The organism is Streptomyces europaeiscabiei, assembly GCF_036346855.1.
Taxonomy (GTDB): Bacteria; Actinomycetota; Actinomycetes; order Streptomycetales; family Streptomycetaceae; genus Streptomyces; species Streptomyces europaeiscabiei.
Window position 1 is genome coordinate 1,200,717 of the sequence record NZ_CP107841.1, and the last position, 19,831, is coordinate 1,220,547.

Below are 19,831 nucleotides of genomic sequence, written 5' to 3' on the forward strand. Positions count from 1 at the left end.
CGGAGTGGTTCGGGGGCGGGCCTCGAAGGCCGCCGCGCGCGGCTAGCGGCTAGTGGGCGGCGGCGCTCTCGACCGGCCGCTGGGCCGACTCGGATGCCTCGCGCTCGCCGGCCGTCGGCGACAGAGCGACGAACGCCGAGGTGAGGAAGAGGTAGGACCCGAGGCCGACGGCGAGGGGGAAGATGAACTGCATCGCCGTGGCCCCGGGCAGGACCGCCCCGGACGGAGTGACCTCCACACGCACCGCCCACATCGCGGTGTAGTGCATGCTGCTCACCGCCGCACCCATGACCAGGGACGCGACGGTGACCGCGATGGGCGACTTGATGTTGAGTGCCGCCCAGAGGGCGGCGGTCGCCGCGACCACGGCGATCACGACGGACAGTGCGACGAGTGCCGGGTCGTAGGTCACGTCACCGTGCAGCCGAACGGCCGCCATGCCCAGGTAGTGCATGCTCGCGACGCCCAGGCCGGTGGTCAGCCCGCCCAGGAGGAGCGCTCGTGCGCGGTCCTGGCTGTAGCCGACGGCGAAGACTCCGGCACAGACCACGATCATGGCGACGAGGAGGCTCAGGATGGTCAGCGGCACGTTGTAGCGGATCTCGGTGCCGCTGACGCCGAAGCCGAGCATCGCCACGAAGTGCATGGTCCAGATGCCGGTGCCGATCGCCGAGGCAGCGGTCACGAGCCAGTTGCGGCGGGACCTGCCGGTCGTGCCGAGCGCGCGGACCGTGCAGCGCAGGCCGAGCGCGGCGCCGATGGAGGCCATGACGTACGACAGTGCGGGGGTCAGCCAGCCGAAGGTGGCGTGGTCCAGGTGTCCCATGGCTCCGGGACGCTAGTGGGGGCACGGGAGCACGGAGGGGGCGCATTTCGAAAGGTGCCGGAATGTGGCGCATATATGCACTGCAACGATCGCCTGCCGTCCGAACGTGTACGTCGTTTCCCGGACCTTTCCGGTGAGAGATCATGCGGAGCATGAGCGACGACCACACACACGTCCAGGAGTTCTTCACAGCACGAGCGGCCCACTGGGACGCCCGGTTCCCCGACGACGGACCCCCCTATGCCGCAGCGGTCGCCGAGCTCGGTCTGGGCACGGGTGACCGGGTGCTCGACGCGGGGTGCGGTACGGGACGGGCCCTGACGCCGTTGCGCGCCGCCGTGGGGCCTTCCGGAGTGGTGCTCGGTGCCGATCTGACACCCGCCATGCTGGAGGCCGCCGTACGGGCCGGACGGGACCGCGACGGGCAACTGCTGCTCGCCGACGTGGCCGGGCTGCCGCTGCGTGACGAGTCACTGGACGCGGTGTTCGCCGCAGGGCTCGTCGCGCATCTCCCGAACCCCACCGAGAACCTGCGGGAGCTGGCGAGAGTGGTCCGGCCGGGCGGCACTCTGGCGCTCTTCCACCCCATCGGCCGCGCGGCACTCGCGGCGCGTCAGGGGCGGCAGATCACCCCGGCCGACCTGCGCGCCGAGGCGAACCTCGGCCCACTGCTGACCGCTTCGGGCTGGCACATGACGTCGTACGTCGACGAGGACACCCGTTTCCTAGCGCTCGCCGCGCGCGTCGGCTGAGCCCCGGCACCGTCCGGGAGGGTCCCGCCACGCCGCGTCCTGAATGCGCCGTTCGCAGGGCTTCACCCCACCCTTCCCTCTTCTGCGGCCGCAGCTCCGTCTCTACGTTGAGTAGGACGGCTGTGATACCGACGCGGGGGGTAGGTAGTCCGTATGTTCGACAATGCTCGCAAGTCCTTCGGTAGATTTTTCGACTCGTTGCGCACGGAGAGCACCGCACAGGAGGCGAAGCGCACGCACAACCTGTTCGAGGCAGCCGCCGCCTACATCTCGGCGTGCGCCGAGGACGACCAGGAACAGATCGACGAGGCCGTGACCTGGGTGTCGCCCGAGGCCCTGTCGTTCGGGGTCAGCGAGCTGGCGTGCCGGGCGGTCATCGCGCTCGCACGGGAGCGGGACGAGTCGCCGCAGACGGTCGCGCGGTCACTTCTGGGGCTGCCCGCCGCCTGAACGAATGAGGATCTCCGGCCGATTCGCCCCGGTCCACCCGGTCACCGCAGCTCCGCACGGGGTTCGCACCCGTGACAAGGGCCCGTCGGGCGCATTAGGGTGCGCCGACGAACGAGCGAGAGCCAGGGGAGGCCGGCATGGCCGGGACGGACGACGACGCCGTCACCGCCGGGGACGACGACGCGCTGTATGTGCTGACGGCGGTACTGCTCACGCCCGCGAACTTCCCCAGCGTGCTGGGCGACGACTATCCGGAGGCCTGCGCGGCCCTCGGCCTCGCACCGCTCGCCGACGGGTACGGAATCGTCCTGGGGCAGGACGGCGAGGGTGCCAGGTGGACTGTGGCGGTGGACGACGTGTCGCTGGTGGCCGTGGCCATCGCGTCGTGGGACTGCGGCATGGAGTACGACCTGTCACCCGACGAGGACTCGGTCGTGGCCGCGCTGCCCGGCTGGCCCCTCGCGGTCGCGGTCGCGGCCCCCGGGGTGCCCGCCCCGCACGACCCCGATCCGGAGGTCTCGGACCTGCCACCGCTGAGCCCACCGGACACCGGCACCTGGGGTCCCGCCCAGCGGCGTCTGGGCGCAGACGAGATCGCGCTGCAGTGGGCCAGGTGGCGGGAGCAGATCGACGACTCCGCGTTCGCCGGGCAGGACGGGGCGAGCCGGTCGGCGACCGGTGACGCGACTGATTCGGGGGTGGCGACGGACTCCGGTGAGGGAGACCGGGGCGTTCCCCGCACGGGCATCCGGCGCGTTCTCGCGGAGGCACGCGCGTACGTGGAGTCCCCTCCGCCCCTCGGGCGGGTGCGCTCCTCGTTCGCGCCGGGCGACGCCCGGACCCTCCGTGCCGACGGTCCCGGCTGGTCGCTGGTGGCCAGGACCGATGACATCGCGTTCGTCCTTCTCGACGACGAACCCGGCGAAGTACTGCCGGTGGGCCGAGGGCCGGAGCTGCCCGGTCTCCTGGAGTCCCTCGACAAGATCGCCGTACGCCCGAACTGAGCCGATGTGCCGCCGCACCGGCCCGCACACGCGGGCCGGTGGCACCTTCAGCGACCGAGCTCCTTGCGGCCGACCCGACGCAGCCTGCGCCGCTGCGAGGGGTCCAGCGCGAGGTACGCGGCCGTGGGGATCCCCAGGACTATCAGGAGATTGGCCCAGAAGGGGAAGGGCAACAGGATCAGCAGGACGATCCCGATTGCCGCACCCCCCGCGACGATCTTCGTGCTCTTCGACATCTCCGTCGCCTCCTTCGCGGCCACTGCCGCTCTCTGTCCTGAAAACGGGAGCGAGCCCCCCGCAGTTCCGGACCACGACCCTGACACGTCCCTGAGTCGAACCCCCGTACAACCCTGAGATGCCCCCGCCACCGAGCGAGAAAAGTGACTCACATCACCCCACGGCCGGCCGGTCAGAGGTTTGAAGTGATGCACCTTCGGCGATCCTGGGTACGGTAGTCAAATTTGAGGAGTCCAGTATCCCTGTGCCGACGATTTCAGTGGCAGCCCCCTCCGAAGTCTCCGAACTGATCCGCTGCCGCGCCGTGTTCGTGGCCGCCGACCCTGCCCGCGCCGGCCACGTCGCCTTCTGGCGGTCGGACGGCTCGGCACCGCCCCTGGTCGCGCCCGGCTCCCCCGGGGAGCTGACGGTCGTCCTGCCCGGCGGTGAGGGCGTCGAAGAGGTGACGGTGCCAGCCGTGTCGCTCCCGGTGCGCGCCGCGCTCCCGGTGCTCACGCGTGCGCGTGCCGCCGCGATCGCCGACCGGTCGACGGCGTTCTGGGGCGCGGCCGCCGTACTGGCGCTCCAGTTCGCCGCGCGCGGACTGCTGTTGCCCGGTGTGACCGCGAGCGGCCATGACGCCTGGCGAGCGGGGCCGCTGCGGGCGGAGGACGTGGACCGGGTCAGGGACCTGGCCGCCGCGATGCCGCCCGAGGCACATGCGGTGCCCGTCGACCACTGCGAGCCGTTGCGACTGCCCGGCCCGGAGCGGCTGCTGCGCGATTTCCTCGACGCCGTCATGGACTCGCTGCCCCGCTCCCCCGCCGCGGGCGTCGCGGCGGGCGGCCCTGCCTTCGCCGCACCGGAACCCCAGTACGTGCCCGAGCAGCGCGCCTGGGCCGCCGATGTCGCCTCCGGGCACGACGCGGGGGTCCGCGTCTCGCTGCGGGTCGAGATTCCCGGACTCGCTTCGGTCCGCGCCGACGACTCGGGCGGGACGCAGCCGGCGTTCCGTGTCGTCCCGCAGGTGCACAGTGTGAGCGATCCCGCGCTCGTCGCGGACGCCTCCGCCGTGTGGGCCGGCGCCGAGCACTTCGACCCCCGCGCGCGGATGGACGCCCTGCTGGCACTGCGCCGCGCGGCCCGCGCCTGGGCCCCGCTCACCCCGCTGCTCTCGGCAGCCGTGCCCGACGCCGTGGAGCTCGCCGACGAGGAGGTCACCGACCTGCTCGGCGAGGGCGCCCGGCTACTGGCGGCGGCCGGCGTCGACGTGCACTGGCCGAAGGAGCTGGCGCGCAAGCTGACCGCCCGCGCGGTCATCGGCCCACCGGACGAAGAGCAGGGCCCTGACAAGGCCACGTCGGACACGCCGTCGTATCTGTCGTCCGACGCGCTGCTCGCCTTCGACTGGTGGTTCGCACTGGGCGACCAGCGGCTCACCCGCCAGGAGCTCGACCTGCTCGCGGAGGCGAGCCGCCCCATGGTGCGACTGCGCGACCAGTGGGTCCTGGTGGACCCGGAGGAGATCCGTCACGCCCGAGCGCAGCAGGACCGCAAGGTGTCGCCCGTCGACGCACTCAGCGCCGCGCTGACGGGCTCGACGGAGGTCGACGGCCGGATGGTCGACGTGCGGCCCACGGGGTGGCTGGCGACGCTTCGGGAGCAGCTTGCGGACCCTGAGGGCCAGGAGCCGGTCGGGCAGCCGTCCGGGCTCGCCGCGACACTGCGGGACTACCAGTTGCGCGGCCTCGACTGGCTGGCCCGGATGACCTCCTTGGGGCTCGGCGGCTGCCTCGCCGACGACATGGGCCTCGGCAAGACCATCACCCTGATCGCCCTGCATCTGCACCGGCAGGCGGACACCTCGTCGGCGGGGCCCACCCTCGTGGTCTGTCCGGCGTCCCTGATGGGCAACTGGCAGCGGGAGATCGAGAAATTCGCGCCAGGAGTGCCGGTGCGCCGCTTCCACGGGGCCGGGCGCAGCCTGGACGGGCTCGCCGACGGGGAGTTCGTCCTCACCACGTACGGCACGATGCGGCTCGACGCGCCCCGCCTGGCCGACGTGTTCTGGGGCATGGTCGTGGCGGACGAGGCCCAGCACGTGAAAAACCCCTACTCGGCCACGGCGAAGGAACTGCGCACGATCGGGGCACGCGCGCGCGTGGCGCTCACCGGCACGCCGGTGGAGAACAACCTGTCCGAACTGTGGGCGATCCTCGACTGGACCACTCCGGGCCTCCTCGGCAGGCTCGGCACCTTCCGGACCCGGTACGCGCAGGCCGTCGAGGGCAGGCGGGATCCCGTCGCGGCGGAGCGGCTCTCCCGTCTCGTACGGCCGTTCCTGCTGCGCCGCCGCAAGTCGGACCCGGGCATCGCGCCGGAACTCCCGCCGAAGACCGAGACCGACCGGGCCGTGTCGCTCACCGGGGAACAGGTGGGGCTGTACGAGGCGTTGGTCCGCGAGACCATGGCGGAGATCGCCGATGCCGACGGCATGGAACGGCGCGGACTGATCGTGAAGCTGCTGACCGGGCTCAAGCAGATCTGCAACCACCCCGCCCAGTTCCTCAAGGAGGAGCGGCCCCGGATCCCGGGCAGATCAGGGAAGTTGGAGCTGCTGGACGAGCTGCTGGACACCATCCTCTCCGAGAGGGCGAGCGTCCTGGTGTTCACGCAGTACGTCCGCATGGCACGCCTTCTGGAACGCCACCTGGCGGCGCGTGGCGTGCCCACACGTTTCCTGCACGGCGGGACACCGATCCCCGAGCGCGAGGCGATGGTCGAACGCTTCCAGGACGGCGAAGTGCCCGTCTTCCTGCTGTCGTTGAAGGCCGCCGGCACGGGTCTGAACCTGACCCGGGCCGAGCATGTCGTGCACTACGACCGCTGGTGGAACCCGGCCGTCGAGGCGCAGGCCACGGACCGGGCGTACCGCATCGGTCAGACGCGGCCGGTGCAGGTGCACCGGCTGATCACGGAGGGAACGATCGAGGACCGCATCGCGGACATGCTGCTGCGCAAGCGGGAGCTCGCCGACGCGGTGCTGGGTGGCGGCGAGTCGGCGCTCACCGAGTTGTCCGACGCCGAACTGGCCAACCTGGTGGAGCTTCGAGGGGGCGCACGATGACAGAACGTACGGAGCATGACGACGAGCGCACGTTCGCGGCGTCGACTCCAGTCAATACGCGGGGTTTCGCGCAGACGTGGTGGGGCCGGGCCTGGTTGAAGGCGCTCGAGGACGCGGCTTTGGACGGGCAGCAGGTGAAGGCGGGGCGCAGGCTCGCCCGCGCGGGAGCCGTGGGCGCGATGTCGGTGCGCCCCGGGCGCGTCACCGCCGTCGTCCAGGACCGCGACGGCACCGCCCATCGCGCCGACGTCCTGCTCCAGGAGCTTTCCGAGGACCACTGGGACCGCTTCCTGGGCATGGCTGTCGAGCGGGCCGGGCACATTGCCGCCCTGCTCGACCGCGAGATGCCGCCGCACCTGGTCGAGGACGCAGCGACCGCCGGAGTCGAGCTGTTGCCCGGCCTCGGTGATCTGGAGGCGGAGTGCGACTGCGGCGCCTGGGACCACTGCGGTCACACCGCGGCCCTGTGCTACCAGGTGGCCCGGCTGCTGGACCAGGACCCGTTCGTCCTGCTGCTGATGCGGGGCCGCGCCGAGCGCGCGCTTCTGGACGCACTCCAGGTACGCAGCATCGCTCCCGTGGCGGACTCGGACGGGGAGATGGCGCCGGAAGGTCTGCGGGACAGGCGCCGGGACGGGGTGGACGCCGCAGAGGCGTTCGCGGCGGGCGAGATCCTTCCGCCGCTCCCCGAGCCGCCCCGGCCTCCGGTGGAACCCGGTCTGGCGGCCTCGCTGGAGACCGAGGCCCCGCCCGCGCCCGGGGTGGATCCGACCGCGCTCGAGTTCCTGGCGGCGCAGACAGCCGGGGAGGCCCACCGAATGCTGTCCGAGGCTCTCCGCCCCGGACACGAGCAGCAGCCACTGGACGACGAGTTGACGCTCCATCAGGACACGGTGCGGCTGGCCTCCGGTGAGCCGGGGCCGAGCATCGGGGCCCGGCTCGGCCGGGGTTCCGAGCGGGGCATGGAAGGGCTGGCTCTGGCCGTCCGTGCCTGGCGGTACGGCGGGGTGGCGGGTCTCTCCGTGCTGGACGAGGAATGGCACATGCAGGCGGAATCGCTCGCACGCGCGCGTGCCGCTCTGGACACGGCCTGGGACGAGGACGAGCGGCCCGTGCTTCGGTCCGCGCACAACCGCTGGACCGTGGCCGACGGCTCGGCCCAGCTGCGCCTGGGACGGGACGGCCGCTGGTGGCCCTACCGCAAGGAGCGGGGCCGGTGGGCGCCCGCCGGCCCGGCAGCGCACGATCCGGCGACGGCGCTGGCTTCGGTCGGCGCCGAAACCGACGCCTGAAGCCGGTCCCGGGCGAGTGAGACCACCGTCCTGGGCGTGCGGGCCGGATGCCGTACGCGCGTGAGCCGACATGCGGTCCGCGCACAGCCACATTCGGTCCACGCGCGCGTGGGCGTCCTCACCTCAGCCCGGCGGTTCGGTGGCCTTCCTCACCCGGCGTCGTCGGCCGGGGCCGGAAAGAGCGAGCCGAGGTCGCTGGGGATCTCGCTCGGGAACTCGCTGGGCAGGTCACTCGGCAGAGTGCTCGGGATGCCCGAGGGCAGCGTCGGAAGGTCGCTGGGCAGTGAGGACGGGAGGCTCGGGGACGGGGTGGGCGAGGGGCTCGATCCACGGCCGGTCTCGCCCGGCGCCTTCTCGTCCGGCGATCCCTCGCCCCCGGTGGCCGCGAGTACGACGGCGACGACGGCGCCCAGGGTGATGATCACGGCAAGCACCATGAGCGCGACCTTGCGACGCCCGCCGGGAGGTGGTCCTTCGGGCGGATCGGGTGGTCGGCAGCCCCCGCCCTGACCCGGGGGCTGCCGGCCACCACCCTGCCCCGAAGGAGGCAGGCCACCACCCTGTGAAGGCGGGCCGAAGCCCCCGGGCGGTGGTGCGTGTGCCCCGGTCGGATCACCCGGCGGCGGGCCGTAGCCCCCTGATGGCGGCCCGAAACCACCGCCGCTGGACGGCGGTGTGCCGTCCGGCGGCCGGGGCGGACGGGACGGTGACGGCGGCATGCCCATACGACCAGAGTCGCCGCGAAGCGGCCAAGGCGCGAGCCCTGCGCGGGGGTTGATACGGACTCATGCCACGGATCGCATGATTCCGGAGAATTCCGCGCAGGGATCGAACGGAAGAGGCGCAGGAGGCGGCCGAGACCGGAGCCCGGCCGGGGCAGGAGGAGGCCCCTGCCCCGTCAGCGGCAAGGGCCTCCCCCGGCGCGAGTGATCAGCCGCGCGCACCCAGCAGGTGGTCCATCGCCAGCTGGTCGAGCTGCTCGAAGGCCATGCCGCGAGCGGCGGCGGCCTCGGCGTCGAACTCCTCGAAGGCCGTACGGTCCGCGAGCAGGGCCTGCAGGCCGTCGGCGGCCGTGGGCTGGGCCAGCTGGTCCAGCCGTGCGGCACGCAGAGCCTCCTGGACCGCCGGGTCCGCGCGGAAGGCGGTCGCACGCTCCTTGAGGATCAGGTAGTTGCGCATGCAGCCCGCGGCCGACGCCCACACGCCGTCGAAGTCCTCGGTACGCGGCGGCTTGAAGTCGAAGTGCTTGGGGCCCTGGTAACCGGCGGTCTCCAGGAGGTCGACCAGCCAGAAGGCGGAGCGCAGGTCGCCGGCGCCGAAGCGGAGGTCCTGGTCGTACTTGATGCCGGACTGGCCGTTGAGGTCGATGTGGAAGAGCTTGCCCGCCCACAGGGCCTGGGCGATGCCGTGCGGGAAGTTCAGCCCGGCCATCTGCTCGTGGCCGACCTCGGGGTTGACGCCGTACAGCTCCGGGCGCTCCAGGCGCTCGATGAAGGCCAGGGCGTGGCCGACCGTGGGGAGCAGGATGTCGCCGCGCGGCTCGTTCGGCTTGGGCTCGATCGCGAACTTCAGGTCGTAGCCCTGGGAGGTCACGTACTCGCCGAGGAGGTCGAAGGCCTCCTTCATACGGTCGAGCGCGTCCCGGACGTCCTTGGCGGCGCCGGACTCGGCGCCCTCGCGGCCGCCCCAGGCGACGTAGATCTTGGCACCCAGCTCGACCGCCAGGTCGATGTTGCGGATCGTCTTGCGCAGTGCGTACCGGCGGACGTCGCGGTCGTTGGCGGTGAACGCGCCGTCCTTGAAGACGGGGTGCGTGAACAGGTTGGTGGTGGCCATGGGCACGGTCATGCCGGTCGTGTCCAGGGCCGCACGGAAGCGCTTGATGTGCTCCTCGCGCTCACTGTCCGAGGACCCGAAGGGGATCAGGTCGTCGTCGTGGAAGGTCACACCGTAGGCGCCGAGCTCAGCCAGACGCTGCACCGATTCGACCGGGTCGAGGGCGCGCCGGGTGGCGTCGCCGAACGGGTCCCTTCCCTGCCAGCCGACGGTCCACAGGCCGAAGGTGAACCTGTCGTCGGGGGTGGGCTGGTAGTTCATGCCGCGGCTCCTTGCGCTCCGACTATTTCGTCATGGCGATTTACAAATTAGTATGCGGACGCGTCTCCGGGAAGGCAAGATGTCGCCGGACAGAGGCGCGGCCGCATCAGCGGCAGTCACGAGCCGCGTGAGAGGGAGAGCCCGATGTCAGCAGCCGAGGGTCCGCTCGTCGTCGGTGTGGACTCGTCCACACAGTCCACCAAGGCCCTGGTCGTCGACGCGACGACCGGACGGGTGGTGGCGAGCGGGCAGGCGCCGCACACCGTGTCCTCCGGTGCGGGCCGGGAGAGCGATCCCCGCCAGTGGTGGGACGCGCTGCGCGAGGCGCTGCATCAGTGCGGGGAGGCGGCGCGAGAGGCCTCGGCGGTCTCGATCGGTGGCCAGCAGCACGGCCTCGTCACCCTCGACGCCCAGGGCGAGCCGGTCCGTCCGGCGCTGCTGTGGAACGACGTGCGCTCGGCACCGCAGGCCGCCCGTCTGGTGGAGGAGCTGGGCGGCGCGAAGGCCTGGGCGGAACGCGCCGGCAGTGTGCCGGGCCCGTCCTTCACCGTCACGAAGTGGGCCTGGCTGGCCGAGAACGAGCCCGAGGCGGTCCGCGCGACCGCCGCCGTACGCCTGCCGCACGACTACCTCACCGAGCGCCTCACCGGTCAGGGCACGACCGACCGCGGCGACGCCTCCGGCACGGGGTGGTGGGCATCGGCGACCGAGGCGTACGACGCGGAGGTCCTCGACCGGGTGGGGCTGGACCCGGCGCTGCTGCCCCGTGTGGTCCGGCCGGGCGAGGTCGCCGGGACCGTACGGGACGCCCACGATCTGCCCTTCGCCAAGGGCACCCTGGTCGCCGCCGGTACCGGTGACAACGCGGCCGCCGCGCTGGGGCTCGGGCTGCGCCCCGGCACCCCGGTGCTGAGCCTAGGCACCTCCGGCACGGTGTACGCCGTCTCCAAGCACCGCCCCGCGGACCCGACCGGCACGGTGGCGGGCTTCGCCGACGCGCACGGGGGCTGGCTGCCGCTGGCCTGCACGCTGAACTGCACCCAGGCCGTCGACCGGGTCGCCGCCCTGCTGGGCCTGGACCGCGAGGCCGTCGAGCCCGGCACGAGTGTCACCCTCCTCCCCTACCTGGATGGCGAGCGCACCCCGGCTCTGCCGCACGCCTCCGGCCTGATGCACGGGCTGCGGCACGACACGACCGGCGGACAGCTGCTCCAGGCCGCTTACGACGGCGCCGTCCACTCGCTGCTCGGCGCCCTCGACCTGGTGCTCGACGCCGGCGCGGACACCTCCGCGCCGCTGCTGCTCATCGGCGGGGGCGCGCGCGGCACGGCCTGGCAGCAGACCGTGCGTCGTCTGTCGGGGCGCACCGTGCAGGTGCCCGAGGCCAAGGAACTGGTCGCGCTGGGCGCCGCCGCGCAGGCCGCCGGGCTGCTCACCGGCGAGGACCCGGCCGCGGTCGCCCGCCGCTGGGACACCGCCCGGGGGCCGGTGCTGGAGGCCGTGGAGCGGGACGAGGAGACACTCGCCAGGATCTCCGGGGTACTGTCCGACGCGGCACCGCTGCTGGAGCGTGAACCGGGCGGCAGCTGACCGGGCCAGGGGGTGTCCGACGTGGGAAAATCCGATTCCGGCATGATCTACAGGACACCCACCAGGACACATCGACGGGAGCCGGGGGAGGCATGACCGCACCACTGCACGAGACCCACACGGGCGGTTCCGGCCGTCACCTGCCCGACAACCAGCAGGGCATGCGGCGCCGCAACCTCTCCCGGGTCATGCATTCCGTCAACGCCGAGGGACCGCTGTCCCGGGCCGCCGTGGCCTCGCGCATCGGCCTCACCCGGGCCGCCGTGTCGACTCTGGTGGACGAGCTGATCCGCTCGGGACTCCTGGAGGAGCTGGGTCCCGAGCGCCCCGGCCGGGTCGGGCGGCCCGGCTCGGCGCTCGCCCTCAGCGGGCGCGGGCCCGCGGGAATCGGCGCGGAGATCGGTGTCGACCACCTCGCGGTCTGCGCCGTGGACCTACGCGGTGAGGTACGGGCTCGGGCGGTACGGCACGGCACCAACCGCGGCCGGTCGCCCGAGCCGGTCATCGACGACCTGACCGAGCTCGTCCGGCGGGTCGTCGCCGAGGCGGAGAGCGACGGCCTGTGGCCGGCGGGGCTCGCGGTCGCCGTGCCCGGGCTGGTGGCGCGCGACGCCCGAACCGTGGTCCGCGCCCCCAACCTCGACTGGCACGACACGGACCTGGGCGCGCTGTTGCCCGGCGGTCTGCCGGTGACCGTGGACAACGAGGCCAACTTCGGCGGCCTCGCCGAACTCTGGCTCGGCGACGGCACACCACCGGACTTCCTGCATGTCTCCGCGGAGATCGGCATCGGTGGCGCGGTGGTCGTGGACGGCCGGCTGCTCCGCGGGACGCATGGTTTCGCGGGCGAGCTGGGGCATGTGCCCGTGCGCCCTGAGGGCCCCGCCTGCGCGTGCGGTGGACGCGGCTGTCTGGAGCAGTACGCCGGTGAGGAGGCCGTGCTGCGCGCGGCCGGCCTGGAACCGGGCGAGCACCGTGTCGAGTTCCTCGCGGAGCGGGCCGCGGCCGGTGACGAGGACGTGCACCGGGCCCTGCGCGGCGCCGGCACGGCACTGGGCATCGCACTGACCGGCGCCGTCAATCTGCTGGACCCCGAGACCGTGGTGCTGGGCGGCGCCCTGGCCGCACTCGCGCCCTGGTTGCTGCCCTCGCTGGAGCGGGAGTTGGCGCGCCGGACGGCCGGTCCGGCATGTGCCGTGACCGTGTCCCGGCTGGGCTCCGAGGGACCACTGCTGGGTGCGGCCCACTCGGTGGTGCGGGCTGTGCTGGACGATCCGGCGACGGTCGGGGTACGGCCGTAACGCAGCCGACGCGCGACACCGTTCAGGGGCTGGAGCCACTTCCCCCTTCCCCCTTCCGGGTGACGAAGTTATCCACAACTCACTGCTTTTCCACCGTTTTCCACACACTCGGACAGCCCGATCGGTAATCGCCGTACCGTGATTCACGTGAGGCGCAGCCATTCGACCCGCGGACGCGTCTTCGAGTGACGACGTCCGAGTGGAATCCGATCGATCCCATCCCCTGAAAGGCGGACCCAGATGGAGCGAGCCAGGCCGCTGCCGAGCAGGCGACGGCTGTTGCAGGGCGCCGCCCTCGCCGCGATCCCCTACACGTTGCTCCCGAGCCCGCAGGCCGACGCCCGACCTCCGGCTGTCGACCACACCCCTGCCCGATGGGATCCGGCGAGCGCGGCCAACTACACCGCGGCCGACCGTCCGACCGGCCAACCCGTCGACCTGGTGATCATCCACGTGACACAGACGACGTACAAGAACACCATGCCCGTCTTCTGGAACCCGGCGAGACAGGTCTCCGCGCACTACGTGCTCCGGTCGGCCGACGGGCGGGTCACCCAGTGCGTCCGTGAGCGCGACATCGCCTGGCACGCGGGCAACTGGGAGTACAACGCGCGGAGCATAGGTATCGAGCACGAGGGCTGGGTGGACCGGCCCGAGTACTTCACCGGCGCCATGTACGAGCAGTCGGCGGCTCTCACCTCGGCGATCTGCGACACGTACGGCATGCCGAAGACGCGCGCCCACATCATCGGCCACCACGAGGTGCCGGGCACCGATCACACCGATCCGGGGCCGCACTGGGACTGGGACCGCTACATACGCCTGGTCAACGCCGTCTGACGTCGTCCGGACCGACGCCGCCCCAGGCGGCGGGGCCGACGCGATCCGAGGCCGTCCGCGCTGTCCCGCGGGGTCGCGTGGCTTGTCGGGGCGTGTGTTCGGCGGTGACGATGGTCCCAGCTGCGCATGCATGCTTTCCGGGGAGGCCGAGTTGAGCGATCCGTGGGTGGCTCTGGAGCCGGGAGCCGACCCCGTCGAGCGGGTGCGGGTGCTGCGCCGCGCCCATGAGACGTTCACGCAGCAGGGCACGGTGGCACGACCGGTGCGGTCCGTGGTGGCGGACTCGTGGCGCCGTTCGGCGAGGGCAGGTGTCGGGCCCGAGGGCACCGCGCGCGTGGAACTGACGGACGGCGACCTCTGTTCCTACCGCGCGGAGCATCCGCTGGCCCGGGTGATGCCGTTGGTCCGCGAGTTGCTGGGCACGTTCGCCTCGGACGGCGAGCATCTGCTGGCCGTGTGCGATGCGCAGGGCAGGCTGCTGTGGGTGGAGGGGGATGCCGCGACCAGACGGCGGGCTGACCGGATGAACTTCGTGCCGGGGGCGCGCTGGGCGGAGTCCGCGGTCGGGACGAACGCGCCGGGCACCGCGGTCGCGTTGGACCGGTCGGTGCAGGTCTTCGCGGCCGAGCACTTCATACGGCGGGTGCAGCCGTGGACGTGCGCGGCGGCGCCGGTGCACGATCCGCGCACCGGGCGGGTGCTCGGCGCCATCGACATCACGGGCGGCGACGGCCTGGCGCATCCGCACAGTCTCGGCTTCGTCCAGGCGGTGGCGAGGGCAGCCGAGTCCCAGCTCGCGCTGCTCACCCCACCCGGGGCTTCGGCCGACGCACTCGAACTGGCGGCTCTGGGCCGCGACGAGGCCCAACTGGTCGTCGGCGGACGAAAAATCAGGCTCAGCCGCCGGCACAGCGAGATTCTGGTACTGCTCGCCCGGCACCCGGAGGGACTGTCCGGCGACGAGTTGCTCTGCGCGCTGTACGAGGACGAGTCGGTGACGCCGGTGACACTGCGGGCCGAACTGGCCCGGTTGCGGCGGCTGCTCGGGCCGGGGTTGCTGGGGTCACGGCCGTATCGGCTCACGGTGCTGGTCGAGTCCGATGTGTCTGTCGTGGAACGGAGGTTGGAGACGGGCGCGGTGACGGCGGCCGCGTCGGCGTACGGAGGTCCGCTGCTGCCGGGCTCCCAGGCCCCGGCCGTCGTACGACTGCGGCACAGGCTCGCCGACGGGCTGCGCACCGCCCTGATAGCCCGCCGCGATCCCGACCTGCTGGCGGACTGGGCACACTCCCCCTGGGGCGAGGACGACCTGGAGGTGTGGCGGGCGCTCGCCACCGTACGACCGACACCGGCGGTACGGTCCAGGCTGCGCGAGCTGGAATCGGAGCTGTCGGCACCACCGGGGTGGGGGCACCTTCGGTGTCCCTGAGGAATGCCCTCAGGTGACGGCCGGGACTGCCGGTACGGCGCCCCGCAGTTGGTCGGCGGGCGCGGGGCGGGGCGGGGCGGGGCGGGGCGGGGCGGGGCGGGGCGGGGCGGGGGCGCAACGTCGTTGCAACATTCGGGTTTCTAGCCTCTTCGCGAGAGCCGCCCAACGGCGGGTGGCGCTTCTCGGGAGGCAGGCATTCATGACCCGTTTCGCAGCGCCCGGTACGGACGGCGCGGTCGTCTCCTTCGAGGCGCGTTACGACCATTTCATCGGGGGTGAGTACGTGCCGCCGGCGCGGGGGCAGTACTTCGAGAACCCGAGTCCGGTGAACGGGCTGCCGTTCACGGAGATCGCGCGGGGTACGAGCGAGGACGTGGAGCGCGCGTTGGACGCGGCGCACGCGGCCGCGCCCGGCTGGGGCCGTACGTCCGTGACGGAGCGTTCGGACGTTCTTCGGAAGATCGCCGACCGGATGGAGGCCAACCTGGAGCAGTTGGCGGTCGCGGAGAGCTGGGAGAACGGCAAGCCGGTGCGGGAGACCCTGGCCGCCGACATCCCGCTTGCCATCGACCACTTCCGGTACTTCGCGGGGGCGATCCGCGCACAGGAGGGTTCGCTGGCGGAGCTCGACGACGACACGGTGGCGTACCACTTCCACGAGCCGCTGGGTGTGGTCGCGCAGATCATCCCGTGGAACTTCCCGATCCTCATGGCGACCTGGAAGCTGGCACCCGCGCTGGCGGCGGGCAACGCGGTCGTCCTCAAGCCGGCCGAGCAGACCCCTGCGTCCATCCATGTCTGGCTGAGCCTGGTGGCGGATCTGCTGCCGCCGGGTGTGCTGAACATCGTCAACGGGTTCGGGGTGGAGGCGGGCAAGCCACTGGCGTCGAGTTCGCGGGTGGCGAAGGTGGCGTTCACGGGCGAGACGACGACCGGGCGTCTGATCATGCAGTACGCCTCGGAGAACATCACGCCGGTGACTCTCGAACTCGGCGGAAAGTCTCCGAACATCTTCTTCGACGACGTGTGGTCGGCGAACGACGACTTCCGTGACAAGGCCCTGGAAGGCTTCACGATGTTCGCGCTCAACCAGGGCGAGGTGTGTACCTGCCCGTCGCGGGCGCTGGTGCAGCGCGGCAACTACGCCGAGTTCATGGAGGCGGCCGTCGCCCGCACCGAGCAGATCAAGACGGGGCATCCGCTGGACACCGACACCATGATCGGCGCCCAGGCCTCCAACGACCAGTTGGAGAAGATCCTCTCCTATCTGGACATCGGCCGTCAGGAGGGCGCGAAGATCCTCACCGGCGGTGAACGCATCGAGCATGACGGTGAGTTGAAGGGCGGGTACTACGTCCAGCCGACGATCTTCGAGGGCGACAACCGGATGCGGATCTTCCAGGAGGAGATCTTCGGGCCGGTCGTCTCCGTGACTTCGTTCAACGACTTCGACGACGCCATCAAGATCGCCAATGACACGCTGTACGGTCTGGGGGCCGGTGTCTGGACGCGGGACACCAACACCGCCTACCGCGCGGGCCGTTCGATCCAGGCGGGCCGCGTCTGGACCAACTGCTACCACGCCTACCCGGCCCATGCCGCGTTCGGCGGCTACAAGGGTTCGGGCATCGGCCGCGAGACCCACAAGATGATGCTGGACCACTACCAGCAGACGAAGAACGTTCTTGTTTCATACAGTCCGAAGAAACTTGGCTTCTTCTAGAGCCTGAAGTCGGTTGCCTGGAGGCATCGTTGCGCTCCAGGCAACCCGACACGATAGCTACCCAATGTATTGAGTTGGATTCTTCTCGTTATTCTATGGCGTCCCGTGGAGTTCCACCCGGACCAGTCGCGGACCAATTGGCGCCGGAGAACATCACCCCGCGAGCCGTCGGCTCATGAGCGCGGCGACCCGACGAATACCCGTGGGCAGCACTCGAACCACCGACGCCGCTGGGAGAGGTCTTCGACCTCTTGGCGGCCCTGAACTAATCCGTATCGCCAGCGAAGGCTCCTCGCGGCGGCAGGAGCGGGCCTGGCGACGTTTCCGAGCTGCCGGGAAGACAGCAGCTCGGAGACGGCCGGGCAAGAAAGCCGCCGCGAGTACGCCCGCCCCCAAGCTCCAGACGTGAACAAGGCCGTTGTCAGTGCCGCGTGCGATCCTCACCTCGGAAGTGGGCACTGCAGAAGGAGGCCGCGTGGCGACGGGACGCCCGCGGAAGGATCCACGTGATCCGGTGCTGACTATGCGGGATGCCGGACTCGAACCACTGAAGCCCTATCCAGGAAGTGATAAGCCCTGGCGTTGCCGCAATGAAGCGTGTGGGAGCGAAGTGACACCGCGGCTGGGCGACATTGCTGCGGGCCGGCAGGGCGGCTGCGGCTACTGCTCAGGCACGGCGCCGATTCCTCCAGAGGAGGCGGTGGCGTTGATGCGCTCGGCAGGCCTGGAACCGCTGGAGCCGTATCCCGGTGCGACACTCCCTGGGCTCTGCCGGCACGTGTCGTGCGGTCGGGAGGTCAAGCCACGCTGCTCGTACACCAGGCGCGGAGGGAGCCCGTGCAGATGGTGCGCGCATAACGCTCCGGTCGATCCCGACCAGGCCACCGCGCTCATGAGGTCGGCGGGTCTGGAACCACTGGAACCCTATGCCGGCACCGACGTCCCCTGGCGGTGCCGCTGCACAACCTGCGGAACGATCGGGACCCCCACTCATGGGTCGGTCAAGCGCGGACAAGGCGGCTGCGGCCCGTGCGGACGCAAGAACGCCGGGCGGGGCATCAGCCGGGCATGGTCGCGTCGCCGCGAACTGCCCCGCACGGACGGCGACCGGGCCGCAGCTGAGGCGAAGGATTTCGACCTGGAGCCCGCTGCAGTCCTACCCGGGACCGAGCGGGCTGTGACACTGCCGCCACCTCGCCTGCGGCCGAGACGTCGAGATCAGGTTGAGCAACCTCAGGCGCGGCCTTCGGGCCTGCCGGTACTGCTCTCCCTCCCCGGATGGCCGACGCCGCTGGCCCGCGGACGAAGCCGAGGCCCTCGTGCGCGCCGCCGACCTGGAACCGCTCGAACCGTACGCCGGGCGTCGCGACAAGGCGTGGCGGTGCCACTGCAACGGCTGTGAGCGTGAGACGTCACCGACGTCTGAGCGGCATTCTGGCGGGCCAGGGCGGCTGTCGGCACTGTGCCGACGTGAAGGCTGGAGCGGTGTCGGCTCGCGGACGAGCCCGAGCCAGGAATGCGCGCGTTGTGGGAACTGGCGGAAACGGCCTGGAGCCGACGCACCGCGATCCGTGTGCTTCCCCCGGCAGACGGGGTGCGGGAGGCGCCGCGATCCACGGCTTCGAGCGGCGCGGACTGGGCCGGGGCAGCCGCACCGCCCGTACCTGCGGCTCCGGTCGCGGCACCGGCCTGGAAGTTCCGCAGGCGACTCATGGTGTGTGCGGCCGTCGCCGTTGTCGTTGTCGTTCTGCGCACCCGACAACACCGGTCCGTTCATCTGCACCGACCTGGCCGCCGTGCCCGGGCAGGGCCCCGACATGAAGGCATGCGCGACACCTGGCCCAGGCCACGGGGCCACGTGCTACACAGCGCCCCAGCCGTGACGAGGCTTGGAAGAGATCGGCCATCCGGTAGGCCTCCCGCAGAAGTTGGGACATCTTGGGGTCTCCGTCGGCTTGGTCACAGCACTACACGGAACAGGTTCCCGGACGGGTCGACCACGGCGTCGAGGCGGAGGCCCACACGGAGGGCGGGATGCTGCGAGCGCTTCCAGGTGGCCTCGAACGTCCGGAAGCCCAACCCGCTGACCCGCAGGACGACCACGGCACCGCCGTCGTCCCCGGTGTCCCATTCGGTCAGCTCGGTGATCTCCGCGGTCGCCGGAACCCCGAAGGCGTCGAGCCGCCGGTTGTGCCTCCGTTCGGCGGCGACGGTGAGCCCCACCACGAAGCCCAGGGGAACGAGGACCACCGTGCACACCATGCCGGTGACCACCAGGCCTTGGCCGACGAGGACGCCGAGGACCATCAGGAACGGTCCCAACAGCCCGATCGCCACGAGAAAGAGGTATGTCCAGGCGGCCGCCCAGGGACCGACCTTCGACACCTGTGTCGGCGCGGGGCCGTTCTCCCCGTCGCTCACGTCAGAGCCGCGGTCTCTCGGCCACGCCCCGCGCCAGCCGCGCCGCGAAGGCGCGCAGGGCGTCGAGGCGCTCCGGGTCGTAGGGGAAGGAGTGTCGGTGCACTCCCGGCCGCTCGATGACGATCTCCGTCCTGGGCTTGCGGCCGGTGCCGAACTCCAGCCGGGGTTCCTGCCAGATGTGCAGGCGGTGCGCGTCGCCGAAGCCGAACAACTCCAGCACCCGGCCGTCGAAGGTGAGCAGGGTGGTGTCGTTCGCCAGCACTTCGTACGGCGGTGACGTCACGGCGTCTCTCCGTCTCCCGCGTAGAGATAACCGCCGGGGTTGGCGGGGTCCGCGATCAGTAGCACCTGATCACCGGCGCGGGGGACGCGCAGTTTCGAAACGATGGTCTGGAGGGTGAACGGGTCGGCGGTGACCCCGGTCAGCTGGAGGACCAGGTCGACGACCGGGTCGAAGTTGACCAGCTTGCCGGTGTCACTGATCGACACGACGACGGCGGGGACCGTCGGTACGCCCATGGCGAGCAACTGCCGCACGGTGGCACCGGAGTGGTACGCGCCGAGCGACTGCTGGAGCTTGGCGTAGTCCTCGCCGCCGAGTGTCGCGCGCGTCATACGGCCGTAGAAGCCCTTGCCGCCGGCCACCTGCTCCGCGATCTTGGCGGCCTTCTCCTCGCGGCTCTTGCCCTTGCCGAAGATTCCCATGCTGTGCCTGCCCTTCCGGTCCGTTCTGCCTGGTGGTGTGGACGTTAGGAGGCGGGCA

Annotated in this window: 17 protein-coding genes; 10 read left to right on the top strand and 7 right to left on the bottom strand. The window is 71.5% G+C overall.

Features of this window, described 5'->3' with window-relative positions:
- Positions 1-49: 49 nt before the first annotated feature.
- Positions 50-826 (bottom strand): MHYT domain-containing protein, encoded by a 777-nt coding sequence (locus OG858_RS05490; protein WP_086747488.1) that lies wholly within the window; start codon positions 824-826, stop codon positions 50-52.
- A 152-nt stretch (positions 827-978) separates the two neighbouring features.
- Here OG858_RS05490 and OG858_RS05495 point away from each other — a divergent pair, with 152 nt between their 5' ends.
- The 3 genes from OG858_RS05495 (at position 979) to OG858_RS05505 (ending at position 3,032) form a co-directional block, all read left to right on the top strand.
- Positions 979-1,578 (top strand): class I SAM-dependent methyltransferase, encoded by a 600-nt coding sequence (locus OG858_RS05495; protein ID WP_086747493.1) that lies wholly within the window; start codon positions 979-981, stop codon positions 1,576-1,578.
- A 153-nt stretch (positions 1,579-1,731) separates the two neighbouring features.
- Positions 1,732-2,028, top strand: a complete 297-nt coding sequence (locus tag OG858_RS05500; RefSeq protein ID WP_086747487.1) for a hypothetical protein — start codon at positions 1,732-1,734, stop codon at positions 2,026-2,028.
- 137 nt (positions 2,029-2,165) lie between these two features.
- Positions 2,166-3,032, top strand: a complete 867-nt coding sequence (locus OG858_RS05505; protein WP_086747486.1) for a hypothetical protein — start codon at positions 2,166-2,168, stop codon at positions 3,030-3,032.
- 47 nt (positions 3,033-3,079) lie between these two features.
- Here the strand turns inward: OG858_RS05505 and OG858_RS05510 are convergent, their stop codons facing one another.
- Positions 3,080-3,268, bottom strand: a complete 189-nt coding sequence (locus OG858_RS05510; RefSeq protein ID WP_037705135.1) for a hypothetical protein — start codon at positions 3,266-3,268, stop codon at positions 3,080-3,082.
- A 245-nt stretch (positions 3,269-3,513) separates the two neighbouring features.
- Here OG858_RS05510 and OG858_RS05515 point away from each other — a divergent pair, with 245 nt between their 5' ends.
- Both OG858_RS05515 and OG858_RS05520 read left to right on the top strand, forming a co-directional pair.
- Positions 3,514-6,375, top strand: a complete 2,862-nt coding sequence (locus OG858_RS05515) for a DEAD/DEAH box helicase (RefSeq protein WP_328545097.1) — start codon at positions 3,514-3,516, stop codon at positions 6,373-6,375.
- A complete protein-coding gene (locus OG858_RS05520) occupies positions 6,372-7,667 on the top strand; it encodes an SWF or SNF family helicase (RefSeq protein ID WP_319262191.1) in 1,296 nt (431 codons plus the stop codon). Before OG858_RS05515 ends, OG858_RS05520 begins: the two co-directional genes overlap by 4 nt.
- Positions 7,668-7,816: 149 nt before the next feature.
- On the opposite strand, the gene OG858_RS05525 is transcribed toward OG858_RS05520, so the two are convergent.
- Positions 7,817-8,104 (bottom strand): hypothetical protein, encoded by a 288-nt coding sequence (locus tag OG858_RS05525; RefSeq protein WP_319262193.1) that lies wholly within the window; start codon positions 8,102-8,104, stop codon positions 7,817-7,819.
- Positions 8,105-8,597: 493 nt separating this feature from the next.
- Positions 8,598-9,764 (bottom strand): xylose isomerase, encoded by a 1,167-nt coding sequence (gene xylA / locus OG858_RS05530; protein WP_086752725.1) that lies wholly within the window; start codon positions 9,762-9,764, stop codon positions 8,598-8,600.
- A 144-nt stretch (positions 9,765-9,908) separates the two neighbouring features.
- Here xylA and xylB point away from each other — a divergent pair, with 144 nt between their 5' ends.
- The 5 genes from xylB (at position 9,909) to adh (ending at position 16,647) form a co-directional block, all read left to right on the top strand.
- Complete coding sequence (xylB, locus tag OG858_RS05535) at positions 9,909-11,354, top strand: xylulokinase (RefSeq protein WP_319262195.1); 1,446 nt, start codon at positions 9,909-9,911, stop codon at positions 11,352-11,354.
- 92 nt (positions 11,355-11,446) lie between these two features.
- Positions 11,447-12,655, top strand: coding sequence for an ROK family transcriptional regulator (locus OG858_RS05540; RefSeq protein WP_328545096.1), 1,209 nt, complete (start codon positions 11,447-11,449; stop codon positions 12,653-12,655).
- Between the two features lie 240 nt (positions 12,656-12,895).
- A complete protein-coding gene (locus OG858_RS05545) occupies positions 12,896-13,495 on the top strand; it encodes an N-acetylmuramoyl-L-alanine amidase (protein WP_086753300.1) in 600 nt (199 codons plus the stop codon).
- Positions 13,496-13,625: 130 nt separating this feature from the next.
- Positions 13,626-14,924, top strand: a complete 1,299-nt coding sequence (locus OG858_RS05550; RefSeq protein ID WP_319262197.1) for a GAF domain-containing protein — start codon at positions 13,626-13,628, stop codon at positions 14,922-14,924.
- 199 nt (positions 14,925-15,123) lie between these two features.
- A complete protein-coding gene (gene adh, locus OG858_RS05555) occupies positions 15,124-16,647 on the top strand; it encodes an aldehyde dehydrogenase (RefSeq protein ID WP_086753947.1) in 1,524 nt (507 codons plus the stop codon).
- Between the two features lie 1,959 nt (positions 16,648-18,606).
- Here the strand turns inward: adh and OG858_RS05560 are convergent.
- Genes OG858_RS05560 through OG858_RS05570 form a run of 3 tightly spaced genes read right to left on the bottom strand, consistent with a single transcriptional unit; the run spans position 18,607 to position 19,773 of the window.
- Complete coding sequence (locus OG858_RS05560) at positions 18,607-19,068, bottom strand: hypothetical protein (protein ID WP_086753098.1); 462 nt, start codon at positions 19,066-19,068, stop codon at positions 18,607-18,609.
- A gap of 1 nt (position 19,069) precedes the next feature.
- Complete coding sequence (locus OG858_RS05565; RefSeq protein WP_086753096.1) at positions 19,070-19,351, bottom strand: hypothetical protein; 282 nt, start codon at positions 19,349-19,351, stop codon at positions 19,070-19,072.
- On the bottom strand, positions 19,348-19,773 hold the full coding sequence (locus OG858_RS05570) for a hypothetical protein (RefSeq protein WP_086753094.1): 426 nt from the start codon (positions 19,771-19,773) through the stop codon (positions 19,348-19,350). The genes OG858_RS05565 and OG858_RS05570 overlap by 4 nt, the downstream gene beginning before the upstream one ends.
- Between the last annotated feature and the right edge of the window lie 58 nt (positions 19,774-19,831).